Raw genomic sequence first — 25,837 nt, forward strand, 5'->3', positions numbered from 1 at the left:
GCTCGTCGGGCTCATAACCCGAAGGTCGTCGGTTCAAATCCGGCCCCCGCAACCACTTTCCCATAAAGTTCTTTTTCAAATATACTGTGAAGACTTAGAGCCTTCGTAGCTGGATTTGAAAAAATTCTTTCGGAGAGTGCTCCAGGCCGCAGTTGCGGCTATAGGGTTCAGTTATCTAAAGCCCCGATTTATCGGGGTTTTTTGTTATCTGACTACAGAATAACTGGGCTTTACGCCCTTTTTTTATGTCTTGGGGGTGGGCTTGTCCACATTAGAGCAAAAATTAACAGAGATGATTACTGCACCGGTCGAAGCACTGGGCTACGAACTGGTCGGCATCGAATTCGTTCGCGGCCGTACATCGACGCTGCGCATCTATATTGATAGTGAAGATGGCATCAATGTTGATGATTGTGCTGATGTTAGCCACCAGGTGAGTGCGGTTCTTGATGTTGAAGACCCGATTACCGTTGCGTACAACCTGGAAGTTTCCTCACCCGGCCTCGATCGCCCGATGTTCACGGCCGAGCACTATGTGCGCTTTACCGGTGAAGAAGTGGCTCTCGTTCTGCGTATGGCCGTACAGAACCGCCGTAAATGGCAGGGAATTATCAAAGCCGTTGATGGTGAAATGATCACGGTTACAGTCGAAGGCAAAGATGAAGTGTTCGCGCTGAGTAATATCCAGAAGGCGAACCTGGTTCCCCACTTTTAACAGTCTGGATTGAGGTGAAAAGCCCGCGATGAACAAAGAAATTTTGGCTGTTGTTGAAGCCGTCTCCAACGAGAAATCACTGCCGCGTGAGAAGATTTTCGAAGCGCTGGAAAGTGCACTGGCTACAGCAACCAAGAAAAAATACGAACAAGAGATCGATGTTCGCGTAGAAATCGATCGTAAAAGCGGTGACTTCGATACATTCCGTCGTTGGGTAATCGTTGAAGAGGTGACCCAGCCGACGAAAGAGATCACCCTGGAAGCGGCGCGTTTTGAAGACGAAAGCCTGAACGTGGGTGACTATGTTGAAGATCAGATTGAATCTGTCACCTTCGACCGTATCACCACGCAAACCGCAAAACAGGTTATCGTCCAGAAAGTCCGTGAAGCTGAGCGTGCGCTGGTTGTCGATCAGTTCCGCGATCAGGAAGGTGAGATCATTACCGGCGTGGTGAAGAAAGTAAACCGCGACAACATCTCTCTGGAAATCAAATCTGAAGGGCTGCCAGGTAACGCTGAAGCCGTTATCCTGCGTGAAGACATGCTGCCGCGTGAAAACTTCCGCCCGGGTGACCGTATTCGTGGCGTTCTGTATGCCGTACGCCCTGAAGCGCGTGGTGCACAGCTGTTTGTGACCCGTTCCAAGCCAGAGATGCTGATTGAACTGTTCCGTATCGAAGTACCGGAAATCGGCGAAGAAGTTATCGAGATTAAAGCGGCTGCCCGCGATCCGGGTTCACGCGCGAAAATCGCAGTGAAAACCAACGACAAACGTATCGACCCGGTCGGTGCTTGCGTAGGTATGCGCGGTGCGCGTGTTCAGGCGGTTTCTACCGAACTGGGCGGCGAGCGTATCGATATCGTCCTGTGGGACGACAACCCGGCGCAATTCGTGATTAACGCAATGGCTCCGGCGGATGTGGCGTCTATCGTTGTTGACGAAGACAAACACACCATGGATATCGCTGTTGAAGCGGGCAACCTGGCGCAGGCAATCGGCCGTAACGGTCAGAACGTACGCCTGGCGTCACAGCTGAGCGGCTGGGAACTCAACGTAATGACCGTTGATGACCTGCAGGCTAAGCATCAGGCTGAAGCCCATGCGGCGATCGATACCTTCACGAAATACCTGGATATTGACGAAGATTTCGCCACTGTTCTGGTTGAAGAAGGTTTCTCTACCCTTGAAGAACTGGCCTATGTGCCAATGAAAGAGCTGCTGGAAATCGACGGTCTTGATGAAGCCACCGTTGAAGCCCTGCGTGAACGCGCTAAAAACGCACTGACCACCCTGGCACTGGCTCAGGAAGAAAGCCTTGGCGATAAGAAGCCGGCTGATGACCTGCTGAATCTGGAAGGTCTTGATCGTGCGATTGCGTTCAAGCTGGCTGCCCGTGGTGTTTGTACGCTGGAAGATCTCGCTGAGCAAGGCGTTGATGACCTGGCCGATATCGAAGGTTTAACCGACGAGAAAGCCGGCGAACTCATCATGGCCGCACGTAATATTTGCTGGTTCGGCGACGAAGCGTAATAAACTGTAGCAGGAAGGAACAGCATGACTGATGTAACTGTAAAATCGCTGGCTGCCGAGATTCAGACCTCCGTGGACCGCCTGGTACAGCAATTTGCTGATGCAGGGATCCCGAAGTCCGCTGATGACTCGGTGAACGCGCAAGAAAAACAAACCTTGTTAGCGCACCTGAACCGTGAACACGGTTCGACGCCTGACAAGCTGACGCTGCAGCGCAAAACGCGTAGCACGTTGAATATCCCTGGTACCGGTGGTAAAAGCAAATCGGTACAAATTGAAGTCCGCAAGACACGCACCTTTGTAAAACGTGATCCGCAAGAGGCAGAACGCCTTGCTGCGGAAGAGCAGGCACAGCGTGAAGCGGAAGAACAAGCTCAGCGTGAGGCAGAAGCGACTGCCAAACGTGAAGCAGAATTAAAAGCTGAACGTGAGGCCGCAGAAAAAGCGAAACGCGACGCAAGTGATAAAGTGAAGCGTGAAGCTGCGGAAAAAGACAAAGTGAGCAATCAACAGACCGACGAAATGACAAAAACCGCCCAGGCTGAAAAAGCCCGCCGTGAAAATGAAGCTGCCGAGCTGAAGCGTAAAGCGGAAGAAGAAGCCCGCCGCAAGCTTGAAGAAGAAGCTCGCCGTGTAGCTGAAGAAGCGCGCCGTATGGCTGAAGAAAACGAGAAGAACGGTGTGAACCCTGCTGAAGCGTCTGAAGACACCAGCGATTATCACGTCACCACTTCTCAGCATGCGCGCCAGGCAGAAGACGATAACGACCGTGAAGTTGAAGGTGGTCGTGGCCGTACTCGCAGCACCAAAGCTGCTCGCCCAGCCAAAAAAGGCAACAAGCACGCTGAATCTAAAGCTGACCGTGAAGAAGCACGTGCAGCGATCCGCGGTGGTAAAGGCGGCAAGCGTAAAGGTTCCGCACTGCAGCAGGGCTTCCAGAAGCCAGCTCAGGCTGTTAACCGTGACGTAGTGATTGGTGAAACCATCACCGTTGGCGATCTGGCCAACAAAATGGCGGTTAAAGGCTCTCAGGTCATCAAAGCGATGATGAAACTGGGCGCAATGGCCACCATCAACCAGGTTATCGACCAGGAAACTGCGCAACTGGTAGCCGAAGAGATGGGCCACAAAGTTATCCTGCGTCGTGAAAACGAGCTGGAAGAAGCAGTAATGAGCGACCGTGACACCGGTGCAGCGGCAGAACCGCGCGCGCCTGTAGTGACCATCATGGGTCACGTTGACCACGGTAAAACCTCTCTGCTCGACTACATTCGTTCGACGAAAGTGGCCTCCGGTGAAGCGGGTGGTATTACCCAGCACATCGGTGCGTACCACGTAGAAACCGACAACGGCATGATCACCTTCCTGGATACCCCGGGCCACGCAGCGTTTACCTCTATGCGTGCTCGTGGTGCTCAGGCAACGGATATCGTTGTACTGGTTGTTGCTGCAGACGACGGCGTGATGCCACAGACCATTGAAGCTATCCAGCACGCGAAAGCGGCGCAGGTGCCTCTGGTGGTTGCAGTGAACAAGATCGATAAGCCAGAAGCTGACATGGATCGCGTTAAAAACGAACTCTCCCAGTACGGTGTTATGCCGGAAGAGTGGGGCGGTGAAGCGCAGTTCATCCCAGTATCTGCGAAAGCCGGTACCGGTATCGACGACTTGCTGAACGCTATCCTGCTGCAGGCTGAAGTTCTGGAGCTGAAAGCGGTTCGTAAAGGTATGGCGAGCGGCGCGGTTATCGAATCCTTCCTGGATAAAGGTCGTGGTCCGGTTGCAACCGTTCTGGTTCGTGAAGGTACGCTGCATAAAGGCGATATCGTCCTGTGTGGTTTCGAATACGGTCGTGTTCGTGCGATGCGTAACGAACTGGGTCAGGAAGTTCTGGAAGCAGGTCCGTCCATTCCAGTGGAAATTCTGGGCCTGTCCGGTGTGCCGGCTGCGGGCGATGAAGTGACCGTCGTACGTGACGAGAAGAAAGCGCGCGAAGTTGCACTGTATCGTCAGGGCAAATTCCGTGAAGTTAAACTGGCTCGTCAGCAGAAATCTAAACTCGAGAACATGTTTGCGAACATGACCGAAGGCGAAGTTCACGAAGTGAACATCGTTCTGAAAGCCGACGTTCAGGGTTCTGTGGAAGCGATCTCCGACTCCTTGCTGAAACTGTCTACTGACGAAGTTAAAGTGAAGATTATCGGTTCTGGCGTAGGGGGTATCACCGAAACCGACGCCACCCTGGCTGCTGCATCCAATGCAATCCTGGTCGGCTTCAACGTACGTGCTGACGCGTCTGCACGTAAAGTGATTGATGCTGAAAGTCTGGATCTGCGTTACTACTCCGTCATCTATAACCTGATCGACGAAGTGAAAGCAGCGATGAGCGGCATGCTGTCTCCAGAGCTGAAACAGCAGATCATCGGTCTGGCTGAAGTGCGTGACGTGTTCAAATCACCGAAATTTGGTGCGATCGCGGGCTGTATGGTTACCGAAGGTATCATCAAACGTCACAACCCAATCCGCGTACTGCGTGACAACGTGGTTATCTACGAAGGCGAGCTGGAATCCCTGCGCCGCTTCAAAGATGACGTTAACGAAGTCCGTAACGGCATGGAATGTGGTATCGGCGTGAAGAACTACAACGACGTTCGCGTTGGCGACATGATCGAAGTGTTCGAGATCATCGAAATTCAGCGTACGATTGCTTAATCATCGATGCAGGCCGGGTAAGCAAAGCGCCACCCGGTAATAATTTTAAAAGGGGCTTTTTGCCCCTTTTTTGTCTGGAGAATTTATTATGGCGAAAGAATTTGGTCGCCCGCAGCGCGTAGCGCAAGAAATGCAGAAAGAGATCGCCCTCATCCTGCAACGTGAAATTAAAGATCCACGCGTGGGTGTGATGACCACCGTGTCCGGCGTGGAAATGTCCCGCGACCTGGCGTATGCCAAAGTGTTCGTGACCTTCCTGAACGATCAGGACGAAGCCGCGGTAAAAAACGGCATTAAAGCGCTGCAGGAAGCCTCTGGCTACATCCGCTCTCTGCTCGGCAAAGCGATGCGTCTGCGTATTGTGCCTGAGCTGACCTTCTTCTACGACAACTCTCTGGTCGAAGGTATGCGCATGTCCAACCTGGTGACCAGCGTGGTGAAACATGACGACGAACGTCGTGTTAACCCAACGGACGACAGCAAGGAGGACTAATGAGTCGTCCTCGTCGTCGCGGTCGCGACGTGCATGGTGTGCTGCTGCTGGATAAACCCCAGGGCGCTTCCAGCAACGACGTGCTGCAAAAAGTTAAGCGTATTTTTAACGCCAACCGTGCGGGCCACACGGGCGCGCTCGATCCGCTGGCGACCGGCATGCTGCCGATCTGCCTGGGGGAAGCGACAAAGTTTTCCCAGTACCTACTGGACTCCGATAAGCGCTATCGGGTCATCGCCCGATTAGGCCAGCGCACGGACACCTCCGATGCCGATGGTCAGGTGGTAGAAGAGCGTCCGGTGACCTTCAGCGCGGAGCAACTTGATGCCGCGCTGGAAAGTTTCCGTGGCGACACGCTGCAGGTACCGTCAATGTATTCGGCGCTGAAGTACCAGGGTAAAAAACTGTACGAATATGCACGCCAGGGCATTGACGTTCCTCGTGAACCCCGTCCGATTACCGTGTACGAACTGCTCTTTATTCGTCACGAAGACGATGAGCTGGAGCTGGAAGTTCACTGTTCGAAAGGCACCTATATTCGTACCATCATTGACGACCTGGGTGAAAAGCTGGGCTGCGGTGCGCACGTGATTTACCTGCGTCGCCTGGCCGTGAGCACGTACCCGGTTGAGCGAATGGTCACCCTTGAACATCTGCGCGAGTTGGTTGAGCAGGCGGAAGCGCAGGAGATTGCGCCGGCCGATTTGCTCGATCCGCTGCTGATGCCAATGGACAGCCCGGCAGCCGATTTCCCGGTTGTTAATCTTCCTTTAACATCCTCCGTTTACTTTAAGAACGGAAACCCGGTTCGTACCACCAGTGCTCCTTCTGAAGGTCTGGTACGCGTGACCGAGGGGGATGAAGGTAAGTTTATCGGCATGGGTGAAATGGATGGCGAAGGGCGCGTCGCGCCGCGTCGCCTGGTCGTTGAGTATCCGGTTGAAGCCTGATAGCGATAACGGCTCGCCTTGCGATAAGCAGGGGAGACGAGTAGAATATCGCGGCTTAACGTTCGGCAAATTGTTTAACATATTGCGGGACGTATACTGGGATTGCTGAATTAGAGATCGGCATCCTTACATTCTTTATATTCTGGAGTTTGAAAATGTCTCTAAGCGTTGAAGCTAAAGCTAAAATCGTTTCTGAGTTTGGTCGTGGTACTAACGACAGCGGTTCTACCGAAGTTCAGGTTGCACTGCTGACTGCACAGATTAACCACCTGCAGGGTCACTTTGCAGAGCACAAAAAAGATCACCACAGCCGTCGTGGTCTGCTGCGTATGGTTTCTCAGCGTCGTAAACTGCTCGACTACCTGAAACGTAAAGATGTTGCACGTTACTCCGCGCTGATCGAGCGTCTGGGTCTGCGTCGCTAAGTCTTGCGAGTTTCAGAAAAGGGGGCCTGATGGCCCCTTTTTTCAACCAGACGGCAGCAATTCACTGGAAACTATTGTATTGTTGCTATAAATGATCTTCATTGCAGAGGTTCGCGCGGCTAATGAGAGGCTTCACCCATGGGGGTGTTGGTTGTCATTAGTCGCGAGGATGCGAAGAAGGTCGGGTTAAATCGTCAGCACACCGGTGGTGTGCTGTCATACATTTAAGAAAGGACAGAACTTTGCTGAATCCGATCGTTCGTAAATTCCAGTATGGTCAACACACCGTCACGCTGGAAACCGGCATGATGGCACGTCAGGCTACTGCTGCCGTTATGGTAAGCATGGATGACACTGCGGTATTCGTAACCGTAGTTGGCCAGAAAAAAGCAAAACCAGGTCAGGACTTCTTCCCACTGACCGTTAACTACCAGGAGCGTACCTACGCTGCCGGTAAAATCCCGGGTGGCTTCTTCCGTCGTGAAGGCCGTCCAAGCGAAGGCGAAACCCTGATTGCGCGTCTGATTGACCGCCCGGTTCGTCCGCTGTTCCCGGAAGGCTTCGTGAACGAAGTGCAGGTTATCGCGACCGTTGTTTCCGTTAACCCACAGGTTAACCCGGATATCGTTGCGATGATCGGTGCTTCCGCGGCTCTGTCACTGTCTGGTATTCCATTCAATGGCCCAATCGGTGCTGCACGCGTTGGTTACATCAACGACCAGTACGTGTTGAACCCAACGCAGGAAGAGCTGAAAGAAAGTAAGCTGGACCTGGTTGTTGCTGGTACTGAAGCGGCTGTGCTGATGGTTGAATCCGAAGCTGAACTGCTAAGCGAAGACCAGATGCTGGGCGCGGTGGTCTTTGGCCACGATCAGCAGCAGATCGTTATTCAGAACATCAACGATCTGGTTAAAGAAGCGGGCAAACCACGTTGGGACTGGCAGCCTGAAGCCGTCAACGACGCGCTGAATGCACGCGTTGCTGCGCTGGCTGAATCTCGTCTGAGCGATGCTTATCGCATCACCGACAAACAGGAGCGTTATGCTCAGGTTGACGTGATCAAAGACGAAACTATCGCAACGCTGATTGCTGAAGACGAAACGCTGGATGCTAACGAGCTGAGCGAAATTCTGCACGCTATCGAGAAAAACGTGGTTCGTAGCCGCGTCCTGGCGGGTGAGCCGCGTATCGATGGCCGCGAAAAAGACATGATCCGTGGTCTGGACGTGCGTACTGGCGTTCTGCCACGTACTCACGGTTCTGCACTGTTCACCCGTGGCGAAACGCAGGCGCTGGTTACCGCGACCCTGGGGACAGCACGTGACGCGCAGAACATCGACGAACTGATGGGCGAGCGTACTGACAGCTTCCTGTTCCACTACAACTTCCCTCCATACTCCGTAGGTGAAACCGGTATGGTGGGTTCGCCTAAGCGTCGTGAAATTGGTCACGGTCGTCTGGCGAAGCGTGGTGTGCTGGCAGTGATGCCGGATGCTGACAAATTCCCGTACACCGTTCGTGTGGTTTCTGAAATCACCGAATCTAACGGTTCTTCTTCCATGGCTTCCGTGTGTGGCGCATCTCTGGCGCTGATGGATGCAGGCGTGCCAATCAAAGCCGCCGTTGCGGGTATCGCAATGGGCCTGGTGAAAGAGGGCGAGAACTTTGTTGTTCTGTCTGACATTCTGGGCGACGAAGACCACCTGGGCGATATGGACTTCAAAGTTGCGGGTTCCCGCGACGGTATCTCTGCGCTGCAGATGGATATCAAAATTGAAGGCATCACCAAAGAGATCATGCAGGTTGCGCTGAACCAGGCTAAAGGTGCTCGTCTGCACATCCTGGGCGTGATGGAACAGGCGATCAACGCACCACGCGGCGATATTTCTCAGTTCGCTCCGCGTATCCACACCATCAAGATCAATCCAGACAAGATCAAAGATGTTATCGGTAAGGGCGGTTCCGTTATCCGTGCTCTGACCGAAGAGACTGGCACCACTATCGAAATCGAAGATGACGGTACGGTGAAAATTGCAGCGACCGACGGCGAGAAAGCGAAATTCGCTATTCGTCGCATCGAAGAAATTACTGCAGAAATCGAAGTGGGCCGTATCTACAATGGTAAAGTGACCCGTATCGTTGACTTTGGCGCGTTTGTTGCCATCGGTGGCGGTAAAGAAGGTCTGGTTCACATCTCTCAAATCGCTGACAAGCGCGTTGAGAAAGTGACCGATTACCTGCAGATGGGTCAGGAAGTCCCGGTTAAAGTTCTGGAAGTTGACCGCCAGGGCCGTATCCGTCTGAGCATTAAAGAAGCAACCGAGCAGTCTCAGCCGGCTGCTGCGCCAGAAGCATCGGCAGCAGAACAGCAAGGCGAGTAAGTTGCATTTGCCCTCCGCTTCGGCGGAGGGCCTATTATCAGGCAGGACGCCTTGTTAAGCCGCCGGGGGACAGGACGTTCATCCAATAGTTGTCTTCGGGAGTGGGAAATGAAGCCTTTTTTGCGCTGGTGTTTCGTTGCGACAGCTTTAACGCTGGCAGGATGCAGCAACTCTGCCTGGCGTAAGAGCGAAGTCCTCGCAGTGCCATTGCAACCGACTTTGCAGCAGGAAGTGATTCTGGCACGCATGGAACAAATTCTTGCCAGTCGGGCTTTAACCGATGACGAACGCGCACAGCTTTTATATGAGCGCGGAGTGTTGTATGATAGTCTCGGTCTGAGGGCATTAGCGCGGAATGATTTCTCACAAGCGCTGGCAATCCGACCTGATATGCCTGAAGTATTCAATTACTTAGGCATTTATTTAACGCAGGCAGGCAATTTTGATGCTGCCTATGAAGCGTTTGATTCTGTACTTGAGCTTGATCCAACTTACAACTACGCGCACTTGAATCGCGGTATCGCCCTGTATTACGGCGGTCGTGATAAGTTAGCGCAAGATGATCTGCTGGCGTTTTATCAAGACGATCCTAATGATCCTTTCCGCAGTCTGTGGTTATACATCGTTGAGCAGAAGCTCGATGAGAAGCAGGCAAAAGAAGCACTGAAACAGCGCTTCGATAAATCGGACAAGGAACAGTGGGGATGGAACATTGTCGAGTTCTACCTGGGCAACATTAGCGAAGCAACGCTGATGGAACGCCTCAAGGCGGACGCAACGGATAACACCTCGCTCGCTGAGCATCTCAGTGAAACCAACTTCTATTTAGGTAAGTACTACCTAAGTCTGGGGGATAAGGACAGCGCTACGGCACTGTTCAAATTAGCGGTTGCTAACAACGTACACAACTTCGTTGAGCACCGTTATGCATTGTTGGAATTATCGCTCTTGGGCCAGGAGCAAGACGACCTGGCAGAATCGGACCAGCAATAGCTGACGACATAAACATCAGCCCGTAATCTTTTGATTGCCATCACCTTAACTGGTGAGGGCGTTGTTGTTCGTCAATACATCTACTTTGAGCCGGTTCACACTTTTCAATGAAAATTGCTAATCATTTTCACGATGAGCTAAGTAGACTGGCCGCCATTGACATTGAGGCACTCGTACTACATGGCTGAATTCGAAACCACTTTTGCAGATCTGGGCCTGAAGGCTCCTATCCTTGAAGCCCTTACCGATCTGGGTTACGAAAAACCATCTCCGATCCAGGCAGAATGTATCCCACATCTGTTGTCTGGTCGTGACGTGCTGGGCATGGCCCAGACTGGTAGCGGCAAAACCGCAGCGTTCTCGCTGCCGCTGCTGCACAACATCGATCCGGAACTGCGTGCACCGCAGATCCTCGTCCTGGCTCCAACCCGTGAACTGGCTGTTCAGGTTGCAGAGGCTATGACTGATTTCTCTAAACATATGCGCGGCGTAAACGTGGTGGCCCTGTACGGTGGCCAGCGTTATGACGTGCAGTTACGTGCCCTGCGCCAGGGTCCACAGATTGTTGTCGGTACGCCGGGCCGTCTGCTGGATCACCTGAAGCGCGGTACTCTTGACCTCTCTAAACTGAGCGGTCTGGTACTGGATGAAGCAGATGAAATGCTGCGTATGGGCTTCATCGAAGACGTAGAAACGATTATGGCGCAGATCCCGGAAGGTCATCAGACCGCTCTGTTCTCTGCAACCATGCCAGAAGCGATTCGTCGCATTACCCGCCGCTTCATGAAAGAGCCGCAGGAAGTGCGCATTCAGTCCAGCGTGACCACTCGCCCGGACATCAGCCAGAGCTACTGGTCTGTATACGGTATGCGTAAAAACGAAGCGCTGGTTCGTTTCCTGGAAGCGGAAGATTTTGATGCGGCGATTATCTTCGTTCGTACCAAAAACGCGACCCTGGAAGTGGCTGAAGCGCTGGAGCGTAGCGGCTACAACAGCGCAGCGCTGAACGGTGACATGAACCAGGCTCTGCGTGAGCAGACGCTGGAGCGCCTGAAAGACGGTCGTCTGGATATCCTGATTGCAACCGACGTGGCAGCACGTGGTCTGGACGTTGAGCGTATCAGCCTGGTTGTTAACTACGATATTCCAATGGACTCCGAATCCTACGTTCACCGTATCGGTCGTACCGGTCGTGCGGGTCGTGCAGGTCGTGCGCTGCTGTTCGTTGAGAACCGCGAGCGTCGTCTGCTGCGTAACATTGAACGCACCATGAAGCTGACCATTCCAGAAGCGGAACTGCCAAATGCAGAACTGCTGGGCAAACGCCGTCTGGAAAAATTCGCCGCGAAAGTACAGCAGCAGCTGGAAAGCAGCGACCTGGACCAGTATCGTGCACTGCTGGCACAGATTCAGCCTACCGCTGAAGGCGAAGAGCTGGATATGGAAACGCTGGCCGCAGCACTGCTGAAAATGGCACAGGGCGAACGTACCCTGATCGTGCCACCAGATGCACCGATGCGTCCTAAGCGTGAGTTCCGTGACCGTGACGAGCGTTTCGAACGTCGTGGCGACCGTAACGATCGTGGTCCACGTGCTGACCGTCCAGAGCGCAGTGGCGAAGAGCGTCCACGTCGTGAGCGTCGTGACGCTGGCGAAATGGAACTGTACCGCATTGAAGTGGGCCGTGATGATGGTGTTGAAGTTCGTCATATCGTTGGCGCGATCGCTAACGAAGGCGACATCAGCAGCCGTTACATCGGTAACATCAAGCTGTTCGCATCTCACTCTACCATCGAGCTGCCAAAAGGCATGCCGGGCGAAGTACTGCAGCACTTTACTCGCACCCGCATCCTGAACAAGCCGATGAACATGCAGCTGATGGGCGATGCCCAGCCACGTACTGACCGTGGTGGCGAACGTCGTGGCGGTGGTCGTGGTTTCGGTGGCGAACGTCGTGAAGGCGGTCGTAGCGAAGGCAACCGCGCTGGCGCAGGCGAAGGTCGTCGTTTCTCTGGCGAGCGTCGTGAAAGCCGTGGCCCACGCCGTGAAGAAGGTACCGCTCGTCGTCGTTTCGGTGACGCGTAAGACTTTCGTTTCTGACGTAAAGTAATCTATACAGCCCCGATAAACACTGTCGGGGCTTTTTTTATTCCTTTTGTACTCTTGTACTGGTACAGTGCTGCGCATTAACATGCATAACCGCATTATTGACTGGAGAAAAGGCTGTATGGCGACACTTACCACCACCCAAACGTCACCTTCGCTGCTTGGCGGCGTGGTGATCATCGGCGGAACCATCATTGGTGCCGGGATGTTCTCTCTGCCTGTGGTTATGTCCGGTGCGTGGTTCTTCTGGTCGCTGGCGGCACTGGTGTTTACCTGGTTCTGTATGCTTCATTCCGGGCTGATGATCCTCGAAGCCAACCTGAACTACCGCATTGGCTCCAGCTTCGACACCATCACTAAAGACCTGTTAGGCAAAGGCTGGAACCTGATAAACGGCCTCTCCATTGCCTTTGTGCTCTACATCCTGACTTACGCGTACATCTCAGCGAGTGGCTCCATTCTGCATCACACATTCTCGGAGTTGTCGCTGAACGTGCCGGCAAGAGTGGCGGGCTTGTGCTTCGCGCTGGGCGTCGCGTTTATCGTCTGGATGAGCACCAAAGCGGTGAGCCGCATGACGGCGATTGTGTTGGGCGCGAAGGTGATCACCTTCTTCCTGACCTTCGGCAGCCTGCTTGGGCACGTTACGCCGGCCACGCTGTTCAACGTGGCGGAGACGAATACCGCTTACACGCCGTACCTGCTGATGACCCTGCCGTTCTGTCTCGCATCATTTGGTTACCACGGTAATGTGCCGAGCCTGATGAAGTATTACGGTAAAGATCCACGCACGATTGTGAAGTGCCTGATCTACGGCACGCTGCTGGCGCTGGCGCTGTACGTGATTTGGCTGCTGGGGACGATGGGCAATATCCCGCGTCCTGAATTTATCGGCATTGCGCAGAAGGGCGGTAACATTGATGTGCTGGTACAGGCGCTGAGCGGCGTACTGAACAGCCGCAGTCTGGATCTGTTGCTGGTGGTATTCTCTAACTTTGCCGTCGCGAGCTCTTTCCTCGGCGTGACGCTGGGCCTGTTTGACTACCTGGCCGATCTGTTTGGTTTTGATGATTCTGCCATGGGGCGCTTTAAAACCGCGCTGCTGACTTTCCTGCCACCGATTGTTGGCGGTCTGCTGTGGCCGAATGGTTTCCTCTATGCCATCGGCTATGCCGGGCTGGCGGCGACCATCTGGGCGGCGATTGTGCCTGCGCTGCTGGCACGCAAATCACGTAAACGCTTCGGCAGCCCGAAATTCCGCGTCTGGGGCGGAAAGCCGATGATTGCGCTGATTCTGGTGTTCGGTATTGGCAACGCGCTGGTGCATGTCCTGTCGAGTTTTAACCTGCTGCCGGTGTATCAGTAACACCACCTGTCACCCTCTCCCGACGGGAGAGGGTGACAAACCGCGCTAACCTGACACTTCCTCTTTCACCTGCATCGCCAGGTCAAACGAATGCAAGCGTGCCTGATGATCGAAAATCTGGCCGTTAACCATAATTTCATCCGCCTGCGTCTCACGCAGCACCGCCTCCAGCCCGTGACGCACTTTTGCCTTATCCCCCACCAGCGACATGCTCAGCGCCTGCTGAACGCCATACTGTTCGGATGCCGACCACAGCTGATGCATATTCTCCACCGGCGGCGGCAGCTGGCCGGTCTCACCGCGACGCAACTTCACAAAAGCCTGTTGCATGGAGGTGAACAGGAATTCCGCATCGCGATTGCTGTCGGCGGCAACGATGTTGATGCACACCATCGCATACGGTTTTTCCAGACGCTCTGAAGGTTTGAAGTTTGTGCGATAGAGGTGAAGCGCCTGATGGAGCATATCTGGCGCGAAGTGTGAGGCAAAGGCGAACGGCAGCCCCAGCTGCGCGGCAAGCTGCGCGCTGTACAGGCTTGAGCCCAGCAGCCACACCGGGATCTTCTCACCGTAGCCTGGCACCGGGCGCACGTGCGGGTTAGGGTCACGCGCGTCAAACCAGTCCACCAGTTCAGCCACATCGCGCGGGAAGTTATCGATGTCGCCGCTCATATGGCGACGCAGGGCGCGCATGGTCGGCTGGTCGCTGCCCGGCGCACGGCCAAGACCCAGGTCGATACGGCCAGGATAGAGGGTATTCAGCGTACCAAACTGCTCGGCAATCACCAGCGGGGCGTGGTTCGGCAACATCACGCCACCGGAGCCAAGGCGCAGCGTGGTGGTATTCGCCGCCAGGTAACCAATCAGCACGGAGGTCGCCGCACTGGCGATACCAACCATATTGTGGTGCTCAGCCAGCCAGTAACGGTGATAACCGCGTTTTTCTGCCAGGCGAGCGAGATCGAGAGAGTGGGTAAAGGCTTCTCGTGCTGAGGAGCCTTGAGGGATCGGCGCCAGATCCAGCACCGAAAACGGAATGGTTTGATCAGTCATAACAGCTCACTTTGTCGACGGTGAATCTTTTAATAGTGCATTAAAATTTAATAACCGTTGTTAACAAAGTGAGCTTTTACATTTCTTCTTCAGCCCTGTAACACCAGCCCGGGGAGGCGTTTCCAGTAGCCGTTACAGTCGCTGTTAGCGGTTAACGGCAGCGGAGCATCACCGTTTTCATTGGCGCGGAAGGCATCCAGCATGGCGAATACGCCCGTATCCACCGGTGACAGGCGCACCATGTCGACCAGACCGTTCATCGACGCCAGTTCATTGCCGAGGTTATACACATAGCCGCTCATGGTCTGGATACCGTTCAGGACGAACACCTGCTGATTTTCCTGCGACAGCATGCTGCGCCCGTTCGGGTACTTGATGCAGCAGGTTTCACACTCGTCTTTCGGACGGTCTTCAGAGCGGGCGGTGAAACAGCGGGCAGAATAGGCCAGCGGGAGATGACCATAACTCAGCACTTCCACCTCGAACTGATTGCGAATGCCCAGCGTTTCGCACTGGTTGAGCAGGTTAGCCAGCCAGTCGCGCGAGAGTTCGACCGGCATGCACCAGCGCGTCATCCCCTGTTTAAGCAGCAGGCGCAGCGTCACGGCGTTATAGCAGTTCAGCGCATGGCCTGCGACAAACGGCAGTCTGCGTTCGGCGCACATGTTCACTACGCCCAGATCGCTGGCTTCCAGCAGGAATTCACCGTTCTCTACGTAGCGTTTGAGTTCACCCAGTTCGGAGGAGGCCTGGACGAGGGCGAGCGTTGAGAGCACCACCTGTTTACCGCTTCCGGCGAGGCTTTTCGCCATATCCAGCCAGTCGCCCACTTTGGTGGCGCGGCGTTTGCTGCATACCGCTTCACCGAGGTAAATCACATCTGCGCTGCTGGTCGCGGCCTGGTGGTAAAAATCTTCCAGCGTCTCTTTTGGCCAGTAGTAGAGCACCGGCCCTAATGAATATTTCATGATTATCTCACTGCCATTTACGGTGATACGCGCCAAGCGTGGTTTGTGTACCCTCGGACATCGCACCGAGTGTCTCCATCCACGCCGGTTGCGGTGCGTAGTTCTGCGGGTCTGCCATGCAGCGATCGATAGCCTGGCGCCAGACTTTCGCCACCTGGCTTACGTACGCCGGGCTGCGCTGGCGGCCCTCAATTTTCACCGAGGCGATATTGGCGGCCAGCAGTTCTGGCAGCAGTTCCAGCGTATTAAGGCTGGTTGGCTCTTCCAGCGCGTGGTAACGCTCGCCGTCTACCAGATAGCGGCCTTTGCACAGCGTCGGGTAACCGGCATTTTCGCCGTCCTGATAGCGGTCAATCAGCACGTCGTTCAGGCGCGATTCCAGCCCCTGCGGCGTCTGTTGCCAGCGAACAAAGCGGGCGGGTGAGCAGGCCCCAACGGTATTGGGGGACTCGCCGGTTAAATAGGAGGAGAGATAGCAACGGCCTTCGGCCATGATACACAGGCTGCCAAAGGCAAAAACTTCCAGTGGTACTGGCGTGACGCGCGCGAGTTGCTTAACCTGATGAATAGATAGCACGCGTGGCAGCACCACGCGGGCAACATCAAAGTGACGATGATAAAAACGCACCGCCTCTTCGTTAGTGGCAGATGCCTGAACGGAGACGTGACGCTCAATATGGGGATAGCGTTCTGCCGCATACTCAAGCATAGCGAGGTCGGCGAGGATCAGCGCATCGGCGCCCAGCTGTGCTGCCATATCCACCGCGCGTTGCCAGCGGGCGTAGCCATCAGGATGGGCGAAGGTATTGATGGCGATATGCAGTTTGCGGCGGTGCTGGTGGACGAAGGTAACGGCTTCCTGAAGCTTTTTCTCCGTAAAGTTGAGGCCAGCAAAATGGCGGGCGTTGGTATCATCTTTCAGCCCGATATAGACCGCATCGGCCCCATTTTCGATGGCCGCCTTAAGCGCCGGAAGATTTCCGGCTGGGCAGAGCAGCTCCATAATTTATCCTGATGTAGTCGATCGCAAATTTGTTAACGAGCTGGGATTTTAATTAACCCATACGCGACAATTTTTGATTTAAGGCAGCTAATGGCGTATTGATGGCACCAATAATGAGGTACACCTGACGACAGTTTGTTGATTTACGCCGCTATGTTGTGCTTCGGATATGGCAAAATAGCAGGACTATAGCTATCAGGGAGTAAAGCTCGTGCTGGATAAACTGCGTTCACGTCTCGTACAATTTGGTCCATCAATGCTGAGCGTGCCGGTAAAACTGGCCCCGTTCGCGCTTAAACGCCAGGTGCTGGAGCAGGTGCTGAGCTGGCAATTCCGCCAGGCACTGCAGGACGGTGAGCTGGAGTTCCTGGAAGGGCGCTGGTTAAGCATTGACGTCCACGATATCGGGCTGCGCTGGTTTACCTCTGTTGAGAATGACCAACTGATCGTCCGTGAGTCCGCCGACGCGGATGTGAGCTTTAGCGCCAGCGCCAGCGATCTGCTGATGATCGCCGCGCGTAAGCAGGATCCGGACACACTCTTCTTCCAGCGCCGACTGGTTATCGAAGGCGATACGGAACTTGGTCTGTACGTAAAGAATTTAATGGATGCCATTGAGCTGGAGCAGATGCCGAAAGCGCTGCGTGTGATGTTGATGCAAATGGCAGATTTCGTTGAGGCGGGGCTGAAAACCCCGCCGGAAAGTAAACACACTTCAGTAGGTGAGCCATGCTGATTCGAGTCGAAATTGGGATTGATGCACCGGGTATCGATGCGTTGTTACGCCGCTCTTTTGCGCGGGATGACGAAGCGCAACTGGTCCACGATCTCCGCGAAGACGGCCTGATTACGCTGGGGCTGGTTGCCACCGATGACGAAGGTCAGGTGGTGGGCTATGTTGCCTTCAGCCCGGTTACCGTTCAGGGCGAAGAGCTACAGTGGGTAGGAATGGCACCGCTAGCGGTTGATGAACATTACCGCGGCCAGGGGCTGGCGCGCCAGCTGGTTTACGAAGGGCTGGACTCGCTCAACGAATTTGGCTATGCCGCCGTGGTGACTCTGGGAGATGCTACGTTCTATGGCCGTTTAGGCTTCGAATCGGCAGCGCATTACGATCTCCGCTGCCGCTGGCCGGGAACGGAATCCGCCTTCCAGGTGCACCGTCTGGCGGATGACGCGCTTAACGGCGTGAACGGTCTGGTTGAGTACCACGACCATTTCAATCGCTTTTAATCAGGCTCTCGCGAAGCGCCTCAAAGGAGCCGTCTCCGGTGACGAGGCGCTCTTTCTGACGCTTCGTCAGTTGCTTAATGCGGTATTCCATTCTGAGCGCCAGCGATCTGTCGCCAACGGGCGCTGAAAAGGCGAGCTGTAATTCCCCTTTCCCCCGCAGCGCTTTGGCACCTTTCCCCGTTTGATGTTGTAGAAAACGCCGCGCCACATCGGTAGTGATCCCGGTGTACAGGGCGTTATCGGCGGTACGAACAAGATAGAGAAACCAGCACACGGTAAACAGATTCAGTATGTTAAGGTGAACGCACCTTAGCATGAGAGAGAGCGAAAATGGAAACTCTGACCACCATTAACCGCTGGCTGGCAAAACAGCATGTCGTCACCTGGTGCGTGTATGACGAAGGTGAAATGTGGTGTGCAAACGCGTTTTATTACTACGATCCCGAGCGTGTCGCCTTTTATGTCCTGAGTGAGGATAAAACCCGTCATGCGCAAATGTCGGGTCCGCAGGCGAAGGTGGCGGGCACGGTGAACGGCCAGCCTAAAACGGTCGCGCTGATTCGTGGCCTGCAGTTTAAAGGGGAGATCCGCCGCCTGGACGGAGAAGAGAGCGACGCGCAGCGAAAACGCTACACGCGCCGCTTTCCGGTTGCCATTGCGCTAAAAGCTCCGGTGTGGGAAATCCGCCTTGATGAGCTGAAATTTACCGACAACACCCTGGGCTTTGGCACAAAGCTTCACTGGCTACGCGCCGAGCAGGCGTAGCGCTTCACGGTTAAACGCGGGCAGATCGTCCGGGGTCCTGCTGGTGATCAGCTGGTCTTTGTCGTTCACAACCTCCTGATCGTAAAACTCAGCCCCCGCATTTTTCAGATCGATAACGATCGGTTTCACGGCCGTGAGTTTACGCCCGCGCACGACATCTGCGCTGATGAGCAGCTGCGGACCGTGGCAGATGGCAAAGACCGGTTTGCCCGTCGAGACAAAGTCTCGCGTGAAGGTCACGAACCGTTCATCCCCACGCAGGGAATCCGGTGAATGACCGCCGGGTAACAGCAGGGCATCGAAATCTGACGGGCTGACGTTATCGATGGTTTCATCGATGGTCACGCTGGCTTCGCCCTTATGGCCTTTCACCGTTTTACCCGCCTCTTTCTCAATGGTGATGACCTCATGTCCTGCCTTGCGAAATGCCTCGGCTGGCGAGGTGAATTCTGAATCTTCAAACTCGTCGGTGATCAAGACTGCGATTTTCTTGCCCATGCTTCCTCCGTTGTTTTGGCTTCAGACAGATTTTTCTCCGCTTGTGGTAAATACTTACCTGTAACAGACTTCTAAGTGTGGTCGACGACGCTGAGTTCGCAAACGGACAATTCTGTAAAGGGGAGATGAAATGAGTCAGGTACTGATTACCGGCGCGACCGGGCTGGTGGGCGGGCATCTGCTGCGGCTGCTGCTTCAGGAGCACCGGGTTAACTATATTGCCGCCCCGACGCGTCGGCCTCTCGCGGATATCTCCGGCGTCTTTAACCCCCACGACCCGCAGCTTACCGATGCACTGGCGCAGGTGCAGGATCCTGTGGATATCGCCTTTTGCTGCCTCGGTACAACGCTGCGTGAAGCGGGCAGTAAAGAGGCGTTTGTGCATGCGGACTACACGCTGGTGGTCGATACGGCGCTGACGGCTAAAAAGCTGGGGGCAACACATTTTGTGGTGATCAGTTCGCTCGGTGCCAATGCCGGGTCACCTTTTTTCTACAACAAGGTGAAGGGCAAAATGGAAGAGGCGCTGATTGCCCAGAAGTGGGAGCAACTGACCATTGTTCGCCCCTCCATGCTGCTCGGGCATCGGGATGAACGCCGTTTTAACGAATCGTTTTTCGCGCCTCTGTTCCGCATCCTGCCGGGTAACTGGAAATCCATTGAGGCAGCGGACGTGGCGCGTGCGATGCTAAAAGAAGGGCTCTCGCCATCGCAGGAGGACGTGAATATCATCCCGTCGGCAAAACTGCGTGAAATCGCACAGGGCGAGGCGTAAACTCCCCCGGCTAATAACCTACTACTCTCCGGGGAATGCTATGACTGGTCAGTCTTCATCTCAGGCGGCTTCACCTGTTCAATGGTGGAAGCCCGCGCTCTTCTTTCTCGTGGTCATCATCGGCCTCTGGTATGTGAAATGGCAGCCGTACTACGGTAAAGCCTTCACGGCCGCCGAAACGCACAGTATCGGAAAATCTATTCTCGCTCAGGCTGATTCCAGCCCGCTTCAGGCGGCGTGGGATTACGCCATGATCTATTTCCTTGCCGTCTGGAAAGCCGCGGTACTGGGCGTCCTGCTGGGCTCGCTGATTCAGGTGCTTATCCCGCGTCACTGGCTGGTGAAAACCCTCGGTCAGCCCCGCTTTCAGGGTACGCTGCTGGGGACGATTTTCTCCCTGCCGGGCATGATGTGCTCGTGCTGTGCAGCGCCTGTGGCCGCCGGGATGCGTCGTCAGCGCGTTTCGATGGGCGGTGCGCTTGCTTTCTGGATGGGGAACCCGTTGTTAAACCCGGCGACGCTGGTGTTTATGGGCTTTGTGCTGGGCTGGCATTTCGCCTTTATTCGTCTGGTGGCCGGGCTGCTGACGGTGCTGGTCGTGGCGACACTGGTGCAACATCTGGTGAAAGACAAAACCGTAGCGCCTGCGTCAGTTGACGTGGATATCAGTGAACCGCAGGGCGGCTTCTTCGCGCGCTGGGGCAGGGCGCTGTGGCAACTTTTCTGGAGCACCATTCCGGTCTATATCCTGGCGGTTCTGGTGCTGGGCGCGGCGCGCGTCTGGCTGTTCCCGCATGCGGACGGGGCTATCGACAACACGCTGCTGTGGGTCGTTGCAATGGCCGTTGCCGGTTGCCTGTTCGTGATCCCAACGGCCGCTGAAATTCCCATTGTTCAGACCATGATGCTGGCCGGGATGGGCACCGCGCCTGCACTGGCGCTGCTGATTACCTTGCCTGCAATCAGCCTGCCGTCGCTTGTCATGTTGCGTAAGTCATTCCCGGCGAAAGCGCTGTGGCTGACCGCGGGGCTGGTGGCGCTGAGCGGGGTGATAGTAGGAAGTATTGCACTGGTATAAAAAAAGCCCGGTAGCGTTACCGCTTACCGGGCTTTCTGTCAGACGTTCTGGTTACTTGATGTAGGTGAAGGCGGTGGTGACGTGTTTCACGCCGCTCACCCGGCTGGCGATATCGGCCGCCGCTTTCCCTTCACGGTCGGTGACCAGACCCAGCAGGAACACTTCGCCGTTTTCCGTTGTCACTTTCACGTTTGAGGATTTCACCTGGTCCGAGCCCAGCAGCTGGGAGCGAACTTTGGTGGTTATCCAGGTATCAGACGACGCGGTACCCAGGCTGATTGGCTGCCCCTGACGGATTTCATTGAAGACTTCCGTGGTGCCCTCAACGCCCATTGCGATCTGTTTTGCGCGGCTGGAGAGTTCGGTATTCGGCGACTGGCCCGTCAGCAACACTTTGCCCTGATAGGCCGTGACGTTGATACGCGCTTCTTTCTTGATTTGTTCGTCTTTCGACAGCGCACTGTTGACGCGCAGCTCCAGCGTACCGTCATCGACCTGTGTCCCTACGGAACGCGGGTCGGTTGCCGCTTTAGTACCAACCGCGGCGGTACCCACGACAGCCGCAGCGATACATCCCTGAAGCAGTAATGCAGACATAAGGACTGCGAGGGTCGATAAAGCCTTCATAAGAACTCCTTAATCATCCTGGTGAGGGAAAAGCGTGTTATCGATCAAATCGCATAAGCAGTTCACCGTGAGCATATGCATCTCCTGAATGCGCGCGCTACGGTGAGAGGGAATGCGGATTTCCACATCCTGCGGCCCAAGCAAACCCGCCAGCTCACCACCGTCATAGCCTGTTAAGGCAACGATAGTCATGTCGCGGGTGACGGCGGCTTCAACGGCTTTGACAATGTCCCGGCTGTTGCCGCGCGTGGAGATTGCCAGCAGAACATCTCCGGCATGACCCAGGGCTCGCACCTGCTTTGCGTAAATCTCATCATGCAGACGATCGTTAGCAATCGCTGTTAAGACCACATTATCGGTATTAAGTGCAATGGCGGGTAAACTCGGTCGTTCTGTTTCAAAACGATTGATCATGCTGGCAGCAAAATGCTGTGCGTTGGCGGCTGAAGTGCCATTGCCACAACAGAGGATTTTGTTGCCGTTGAGCAGGGATTGCACCAGCGTCATGGCGGCACGAGAGATAGCGTCCGGAAGGGCTTCCGCCGCTGCAATCTGAGTCTGGATGCTTTCAGTGAAGCACACTTTAATTCTTTCGAGCACGTTATCCCTTTTAAATCTTAATTATGCGTCTTCGCCAAAAGCGTTTTTCAGCCATTCGATCGCATTGCCGGTGAAGGCTACCACATCGAACCGGCAATCCACAGTATCAAAACTCCCATTATGGCGGGCAAGCCACAAGTGGGCAGTCTGTAATAATTTATGTTGTTTGGCGAGCGTCACGCTGGCGGCAGCGCCGCCAAAACGGGAAGACTGTCGGTAGCGAACTTCTACAAACACGATGACCTCACCGTCTTTCATGATGAGGTCGATTTCGCCGCCACGTCCGCGAACGTTAGCGGCGATAAAGTGCAGTCCTTTGCCTTCAAGCCAGCGACGCGCTTTTAATTCCCACGCGTCACCGGTCTCTTTACGGCTTAACTGGCCGGGACGATTTGCCCCTGCTGGTATTTGAGCCATGATAACTTCCTGTTAATCACACAATCCTGAGTGGCCGTCAGATCGCCGGTATTGCCGTTAAGCTCAAAGCCCGGCACCTGACGCATCTGGGTAAAGTGGTTCGCCAGCGCCCAGGCATCGACACCCATGGCATACAGACGTGCCAGAGAGTAGTCGTTGCGGACGGTGCTCAGCGCCTGCTGCATCAGTGCCGGGTTGCTGCCTGCGAGCATGGGAATTTCGCTGTACTGCAGGCCGTCCATCTCCAGACGGAAATCCGGGCCGGCGGTACCTTGCGCGCTGCGTGAACTGGCGTACAGCGTTGCGCCGCTCTGGCTGCCGTTACGCATTGCAATCATCGGTTTGATGAAGGCGATTTCCTGCGGGGTGGCAACGATATACGCTGCATCCACTTTACCGCCACCGCTGATCTGCGCGTCGGTAGGTGGCGCAGGGATCGACAGACCGCCAATGGTCACACTCTGCTGCTGCGGCAGGCTTGCGCTGACCGGGCTGCCGTTGAGGGCAATGCCCGCTCCACCATTGACGCCCGCGCGCAGTTCAGACGCGGAGCCGAATTTCTGCTGCAGCACAATACCGCCGCCTAACTTCTGCCACTCATCGGCAAAAGCATTAGCAACCCGATCCCCCAGCGTACTGCGTGGGATGAGCAACAGCGGAGCCTGTTTACCCTGCTCGTGAATATGACGCGCCGCATCGCGGGCTTCATCTTCCGGCGACAGCGCGAAGTAGCAAATATTGGCACGGTTCTGAACCTGCTCTGGCTGATTGAGTGCCAGCACGTTCAGCGTGGTATTGCTCTTCATCAACTCTTCGACATTGTTTTTCAGCAGCGGGCCGACAACGATGCTCGCACCATCCTGTTGAACCTGCGCCAGTACCTGGTCAAGCGGCTTCGAACTGGTGTCGTAGATTTTCAGCTCAGCACCCGGGTTCGCGCTGGTGGTGGCCACCGACGGTGTTTGCGCGACAGGTTGTGCCGTTTGTTCTGCGGGCGGTGCAGGCTGAACATTCTGCGGTTGAGGTTGTTCAGACGCGGTGTCAGTCGCCGGGGCTGCTTGAGTTTCAGCCGGCGCCGGCGTGGCGGGCGGTGCAGGCTGAACGTTCTGCGGTTGAGGTTGTTCAGACGCGGCGTCAGTCGCCGGAGCTGCTTGAGTTTCAGCCGGCGCTGGCGTTGCCGTCGTAGGGGCCGTTACCGGGTTCTGCATCGTTCCCTGTGCCGGCGTCTGCGCGGTGGTCAGGTCACTAGTTTCAGCGGCGGAAGGGCTGACCACGTCGTTCACGTTTGCCGCCTGTGCCGCCTGGGTCGGCACTGCGCTGCCCGTCACTGGCGTCGTGCCGTTTTTCGCGGCTTCAAAACCCTGTTGAATAGTGCGACCGAATACCGCCGCCTGACCGTTTAAGGGCAGAAGGAGTGCAATCTTGCTGGTCGAGGCCGGCTTAAAGTTCTGCACGTTTACCAGCTGCATCGGCAGCATTTTCGCGCCCGGATTCTGCGGGTAGCGGGTCTGCCAGTCAGTGATACCGGCTTTCAGCATCTTCGGATCGTTGCGGTTGTTAAACCACATCTGCTGCAGATCCAGCCAGCCCTGCAGGACGTTTTCATCTGCATTAATCACCAGTGCACGCGCCTGTTCCTGCGTCATAGAGGCCAGCGCCTGCCACGTGGCATCGATATTTTTCTGCTTATCAGCACCGCCGAGCAAAGGCTCCTGGGCGATCAGCGCACGGAGCAGCGTCAGGGAAGGGCGGCCCTGTTCAGCGGTAATGCCCGCCTGCCAGAAGCGAGCCTGCTGATTTTTGTCCAGCGCGCTCACGTCGATATCCCCGAGTATCTTTTTCGCGGCATCATAATCTTTCAGCGCGACTTTCAGCTCGGCAGAGAGCAGGCTCTGCTCACGACGCTGAATATCATTCAGATCTTTTGGCAACTGGTTGAACAATTCGGCAGCCTGCTGGGTTTTACCCTCTTTCAGCAGTGCACGAATGGCGAGTAATTGCCAGTTGGTCTTGGTATCATTTGAGCTCTGCGACATTTGTTGCAGATAAAAGCCAGAGTCAGCCTGAGCAGAACCCTGCAAATGGGCGGTGCTCTGGTCGGGTGCCTGGGTGCCACAGCCTGCAAAGATCAGGGCTGCCAGCAGGAGCGGCACGCTGCGCGTGGCTTTTTTTCGAAGAAACGTTAACGGTACCATACTGTATCCAGTGATTTTTTTTACGCAATGCTCAATATTAAATCGGCAATACGGACGAAACAATGAAACAACACGAAACGGCAGATAATTCTCAAGGCCAGCTCTATATTGTACCTACTCCTATCGGGAATTTATCTGATATTACCCAACGTGCGCTTACCGTATTGCAGGCTGTTGATTTAATTGCCGCTGAAGATACCCGACACACAGGCTTACTGCTCCAGCACTTCGCCATTAGCGCGCGTTTGTTCGCGTTACACGATCACAATGAGCAACAAAAAGCCGAAACTCTGGTGGCGAAGCTGAAAGAGGGGCAGAACATTGCCCTGGTCTCCGATGCGGGTACGCCGCTGATTAACGATCCCGGCTACCATCTGGTGCGTACCTGCCGTGAAGCCGGGATCCGCGTGGTGCCGCTGCCTGGCCCATGTGCGGCTATCGCGGCGCTGAGCGCTGCGGGTCTGCCTTCCGACCGCTTCTGCTATGAAGGTTTCCTGCCTGCCAAATCCAAAGGCCGCCGCGACGTGTTAAAAGCGCTGGAAGCTGAACCACGCACCCTGATTTTCTACGAATCTACGCATCGCCTGCTGGAAAGCCTGGAAGATATGGTGATCGTCTGGGGGGAAGCCCGCTACGTGGTGCTGGCGCGCGAGCTGACCAAAACCTGGGAAACCATTCACGGCGCACCGGTAGGAGAACTGCTGGCGTGGGTGAAGGAAGACGAAAACCGCCGCAAGGGCGAGATGGTGCTGATTGTCGAAGGACATAAGGCGCAGGAGGACGCATTGCCTGCCGATGCGCTTCGTACACTTGCGCTGCTGCAGGCTGAACTGCCGCTCAAGAAAGCGGCTGCGCTGGCGGCAGAGATCCACGGCGTGAAGAAAAACGCACTGTATAAATATGCGCTGGAGCAGCAGGGGTAATATATCGGCCCGGCAATCACGCCGGGCCAG

25 protein-coding genes are annotated in these 25,837 nt (G+C 55.2%); 16 read left to right on the forward strand and 9 right to left on the reverse strand.

The window, feature by feature from the left end:
• The first annotated feature begins 262 nt into the window (after nt 1-262).
• From rimP to mtr, 10 genes are all read left to right on the forward strand, one after another.
• Nucleotides 263-715, forward strand: a complete 453-nt coding sequence (rimP, locus tag QLG09_RS07970; protein ID WP_014833432.1) for a ribosome maturation factor RimP — start codon at nt 263-265, stop codon at nt 713-715.
• Between the two features lie 28 nt (nt 716-743).
• Nucleotides 744-2,246: a transcription termination factor NusA gene (nusA, locus tag QLG09_RS07975; RefSeq protein WP_014171785.1), complete on the forward strand. Its 1,503-nt coding sequence runs from the start codon at nt 744-746 to the stop codon at nt 2,244-2,246.
• Between the two features lie 24 nt (nt 2,247-2,270).
• A complete protein-coding gene (infB, locus tag QLG09_RS07980) occupies nt 2,271-4,958 on the forward strand; it encodes a translation initiation factor IF-2 (RefSeq protein ID WP_014171784.1) in 2,688 nt (895 codons plus the stop codon).
• Between the two features lie 88 nt (nt 4,959-5,046).
• Complete coding sequence (gene rbfA / locus QLG09_RS07985; RefSeq protein ID WP_014171783.1) at nt 5,047-5,451, forward strand: 30S ribosome-binding factor RbfA; 405 nt, start codon at nt 5,047-5,049, stop codon at nt 5,449-5,451.
• Complete coding sequence (truB, locus tag QLG09_RS07990) at nt 5,451-6,401, forward strand: tRNA pseudouridine(55) synthase TruB (protein WP_149375981.1); 951 nt, start codon at nt 5,451-5,453, stop codon at nt 6,399-6,401. Before rbfA ends, truB begins: the two co-directional genes overlap by 1 nt.
• Nucleotides 6,402-6,556: 155 nt before the next feature.
• A complete protein-coding gene (rpsO, locus tag QLG09_RS07995; protein ID WP_013098914.1) occupies nt 6,557-6,826 on the forward strand; it encodes a 30S ribosomal protein S15 in 270 nt (89 codons plus the stop codon).
• A 242-nt stretch (nt 6,827-7,068) separates the two neighbouring features.
• Nucleotides 7,069-9,207 (forward strand): polyribonucleotide nucleotidyltransferase, encoded by a 2,139-nt coding sequence (pnp, locus tag QLG09_RS08000; protein WP_014171780.1) that lies wholly within the window; start codon nt 7,069-7,071, stop codon nt 9,205-9,207.
• Between the two features lie 108 nt (nt 9,208-9,315).
• A complete protein-coding gene (gene nlpI, locus QLG09_RS08005; protein ID WP_013098912.1) occupies nt 9,316-10,200 on the forward strand; it encodes a lipoprotein NlpI in 885 nt (294 codons plus the stop codon).
• Between the two features lie 180 nt (nt 10,201-10,380).
• Complete coding sequence (locus QLG09_RS08010) at nt 10,381-12,285, forward strand: DEAD/DEAH family ATP-dependent RNA helicase (protein ID WP_020883539.1); 1,905 nt, start codon at nt 10,381-10,383, stop codon at nt 12,283-12,285.
• Between the two features lie 142 nt (nt 12,286-12,427).
• Nucleotides 12,428-13,672 (forward strand): tryptophan permease, encoded by a 1,245-nt coding sequence (mtr, locus tag QLG09_RS08015; RefSeq protein ID WP_025202927.1) that lies wholly within the window; start codon nt 12,428-12,430, stop codon nt 13,670-13,672.
• 45 nt (nt 13,673-13,717) lie between these two features.
• Here the strand turns inward: mtr and QLG09_RS08020 are convergent, their stop codons facing one another.
• The 3 genes from QLG09_RS08020 to QLG09_RS08030 form a co-directional block, all read right to left on the reverse strand.
• Nucleotides 13,718-14,725, reverse strand: a complete 1,008-nt coding sequence (locus QLG09_RS08020; protein WP_059306060.1) for an LLM class flavin-dependent oxidoreductase — start codon at nt 14,723-14,725, stop codon at nt 13,718-13,720.
• 89 nt (nt 14,726-14,814) lie between these two features.
• Nucleotides 14,815-15,693, reverse strand: a complete 879-nt coding sequence (locus QLG09_RS08025) for a U32 family peptidase (protein ID WP_020883542.1) — start codon at nt 15,691-15,693, stop codon at nt 14,815-14,817.
• Between the two features lie 7 nt (nt 15,694-15,700).
• Complete coding sequence (locus QLG09_RS08030; protein WP_020883543.1) at nt 15,701-16,696, reverse strand: peptidase U32 family protein; 996 nt, start codon at nt 16,694-16,696, stop codon at nt 15,701-15,703.
• A gap of 211 nt (nt 16,697-16,907) precedes the next feature.
• Here QLG09_RS08030 and QLG09_RS08035 point away from each other — a divergent pair, with 211 nt between their 5' ends.
• Nucleotides 16,908-17,432, forward strand: coding sequence for an SCP2 domain-containing protein (locus QLG09_RS08035; protein ID WP_014171771.1), 525 nt, complete (start codon nt 16,908-16,910; stop codon nt 17,430-17,432).
• Entirely contained in the window at nt 17,426-17,929 is a 504-nt protein-coding gene (locus QLG09_RS08040; RefSeq protein ID WP_282488811.1) for an N-acetyltransferase, read from the forward strand. The genes QLG09_RS08035 and QLG09_RS08040 overlap by 7 nt, the downstream gene beginning before the upstream one ends.
• Here QLG09_RS08040 and QLG09_RS08045 read toward each other — a convergent pair.
• Entirely contained in the window at nt 17,916-18,245 is a 330-nt protein-coding gene (locus tag QLG09_RS08045; protein ID WP_014171769.1) for a GIY-YIG nuclease family protein, read from the reverse strand. The two genes, QLG09_RS08040 and QLG09_RS08045, sit on opposite strands and share 14 nt — an antisense overlap.
• Before the next feature lie 14 nt (nt 18,246-18,259).
• Here QLG09_RS08045 and QLG09_RS08050 point away from each other — a divergent pair, with 14 nt between their 5' ends.
• The gene (locus tag QLG09_RS08050; protein ID WP_020883546.1) at nt 18,260-18,694 is read left to right on the forward strand and encodes a YhbP family protein; all 435 of its coding nucleotides are present in this window, start codon (nt 18,260-18,262) and stop codon (nt 18,692-18,694) included.
• Here QLG09_RS08050 and QLG09_RS08055 read toward each other — a convergent pair.
• Entirely contained in the window at nt 18,674-19,192 is a 519-nt protein-coding gene (locus QLG09_RS08055; protein WP_014171767.1) for a type 1 glutamine amidotransferase domain-containing protein, read from the reverse strand. The genes QLG09_RS08050 and QLG09_RS08055 overlap by 21 nt on opposite strands.
• A 130-nt stretch (nt 19,193-19,322) precedes the next feature.
• Between QLG09_RS08055 and QLG09_RS08060 the strand changes: the two genes are divergently transcribed.
• Both QLG09_RS08060 and QLG09_RS08065 read left to right on the forward strand, forming a co-directional pair.
• The gene (locus tag QLG09_RS08060) at nt 19,323-19,967 is read left to right on the forward strand and encodes an NAD(P)H-binding protein (RefSeq protein WP_282488812.1); all 645 of its coding nucleotides are present in this window, start codon (nt 19,323-19,325) and stop codon (nt 19,965-19,967) included.
• Between the two features lie 40 nt (nt 19,968-20,007).
• On the forward strand, nt 20,008-21,045 hold the full coding sequence (locus QLG09_RS08065) for a permease (RefSeq protein ID WP_041162874.1): 1,038 nt from the start codon (nt 20,008-20,010) through the stop codon (nt 21,043-21,045).
• Nucleotides 21,046-21,096: 51 nt separating this feature from the next.
• On the opposite strand, the gene dolP is transcribed toward QLG09_RS08065, so the two are convergent.
• From dolP to QLG09_RS08085, 4 genes are read right to left on the reverse strand one after another with little or no spacing between them, the layout of a single operon-like run.
• Nucleotides 21,097-21,672: a division/outer membrane stress-associated lipid-binding lipoprotein gene (dolP, locus tag QLG09_RS08070; RefSeq protein WP_014171764.1), complete on the reverse strand. Its 576-nt coding sequence runs from the start codon at nt 21,670-21,672 to the stop codon at nt 21,097-21,099.
• Between the two features lie 9 nt (nt 21,673-21,681).
• A complete protein-coding gene (diaA, locus tag QLG09_RS08075) occupies nt 21,682-22,272 on the reverse strand; it encodes a DnaA initiator-associating protein DiaA (RefSeq protein ID WP_003861754.1) in 591 nt (196 codons plus the stop codon).
• Nucleotides 22,273-22,293: 21 nt separating this feature from the next.
• Nucleotides 22,294-22,689 (reverse strand): YraN family protein, encoded by a 396-nt coding sequence (locus QLG09_RS08080; protein ID WP_040018755.1) that lies wholly within the window; start codon nt 22,687-22,689, stop codon nt 22,294-22,296.
• The gene (locus QLG09_RS08085; protein ID WP_282488813.1) at nt 22,647-24,884 is read right to left on the reverse strand and encodes a penicillin-binding protein activator; all 2,238 of its coding nucleotides are present in this window, start codon (nt 24,882-24,884) and stop codon (nt 22,647-22,649) included. The genes QLG09_RS08080 and QLG09_RS08085 overlap by 43 nt, the downstream gene beginning before the upstream one ends.
• Nucleotides 24,885-24,946: 62 nt before the next feature.
• On the opposite strand from QLG09_RS08085, the gene rsmI reads away from it, so the two are divergent.
• On the forward strand, nt 24,947-25,807 hold the full coding sequence (gene rsmI / locus QLG09_RS08090; RefSeq protein ID WP_282488814.1) for a 16S rRNA (cytidine(1402)-2'-O)-methyltransferase: 861 nt from the start codon (nt 24,947-24,949) through the stop codon (nt 25,805-25,807).
• Nucleotides 25,808-25,837 lie beyond the last annotated feature (30 nt).

The sequence above is a fragment of the Enterobacter sp. V89_11 genome (assembly GCF_029967775.1).
Classification (GTDB): domain Bacteria; phylum Pseudomonadota; class Gammaproteobacteria; order Enterobacterales; family Enterobacteriaceae; genus Enterobacter; species Enterobacter ludwigii.

Coding starts and splice junctions, on each gene's coding strand:
- QLG09_RS08080 (WP_040018755.1), bottom strand. CDS start 22,689: ATGGCTCAAATACCAGCAGGGGCAAATCGTCCCGGCCAGTTAAGCCGT.
- QLG09_RS08065 (WP_041162874.1), top strand. CDS start 20,008: ATGACTGGTCAGTCTTCATCTCAGGCGGCTTCACCTGTTCAATGGTGG.
- truB (WP_149375981.1), top strand. CDS start 5,451: ATGAGTCGTCCTCGTCGTCGCGGTCGCGACGTGCATGGTGTGCTGCTG.
- QLG09_RS08055 (WP_014171767.1), bottom strand. CDS start 19,192: ATGGGCAAGAAAATCGCAGTCTTGATCACCGACGAGTTTGAAGATTCA.
- mtr (WP_025202927.1), top strand. CDS start 12,428: ATGGCGACACTTACCACCACCCAAACGTCACCTTCGCTGCTTGGCGGC.
- QLG09_RS08045 (WP_014171769.1), bottom strand. CDS start 18,245: ATGCTAAGGTGCGTTCACCTTAACATACTGAATCTGTTTACCGTGTGC.
- QLG09_RS08040 (WP_282488811.1), top strand. CDS start 17,426: ATGCTGATTCGAGTCGAAATTGGGATTGATGCACCGGGTATCGATGCG.
- QLG09_RS08030 (WP_020883543.1), bottom strand. CDS start 16,696: ATGGAGCTGCTCTGCCCAGCCGGAAATCTTCCGGCGCTTAAGGCGGCC.
- QLG09_RS08050 (WP_020883546.1), top strand. CDS start 18,260: ATGGAAACTCTGACCACCATTAACCGCTGGCTGGCAAAACAGCATGTC.
- rbfA (WP_014171783.1), top strand. CDS start 5,047: ATGGCGAAAGAATTTGGTCGCCCGCAGCGCGTAGCGCAAGAAATGCAG.
- QLG09_RS08020 (WP_059306060.1), bottom strand. CDS start 14,725: ATGACTGATCAAACCATTCCGTTTTCGGTGCTGGATCTGGCGCCGATC.
- QLG09_RS08010 (WP_020883539.1), top strand. CDS start 10,381: ATGGCTGAATTCGAAACCACTTTTGCAGATCTGGGCCTGAAGGCTCCT.
- QLG09_RS08060 (WP_282488812.1), top strand. CDS start 19,323: ATGAGTCAGGTACTGATTACCGGCGCGACCGGGCTGGTGGGCGGGCAT.
- rpsO (WP_013098914.1), top strand. CDS start 6,557: ATGTCTCTAAGCGTTGAAGCTAAAGCTAAAATCGTTTCTGAGTTTGGT.
- infB (WP_014171784.1), top strand. CDS start 2,271: ATGACTGATGTAACTGTAAAATCGCTGGCTGCCGAGATTCAGACCTCC.
- rsmI (WP_282488814.1), top strand. CDS start 24,947: ATGAAACAACACGAAACGGCAGATAATTCTCAAGGCCAGCTCTATATT.
- QLG09_RS08085 (WP_282488813.1), bottom strand. CDS start 24,884: ATGGTACCGTTAACGTTTCTTCGAAAAAAAGCCACGCGCAGCGTGCCG.
- nlpI (WP_013098912.1), top strand. CDS start 9,316: ATGAAGCCTTTTTTGCGCTGGTGTTTCGTTGCGACAGCTTTAACGCTG.
- QLG09_RS08025 (WP_020883542.1), bottom strand. CDS start 15,693: ATGAAATATTCATTAGGGCCGGTGCTCTACTACTGGCCAAAAGAGACG.
- nusA (WP_014171785.1), top strand. CDS start 744: ATGAACAAAGAAATTTTGGCTGTTGTTGAAGCCGTCTCCAACGAGAAA.
- dolP (WP_014171764.1), bottom strand. CDS start 21,672: ATGAAGGCTTTATCGACCCTCGCAGTCCTTATGTCTGCATTACTGCTT.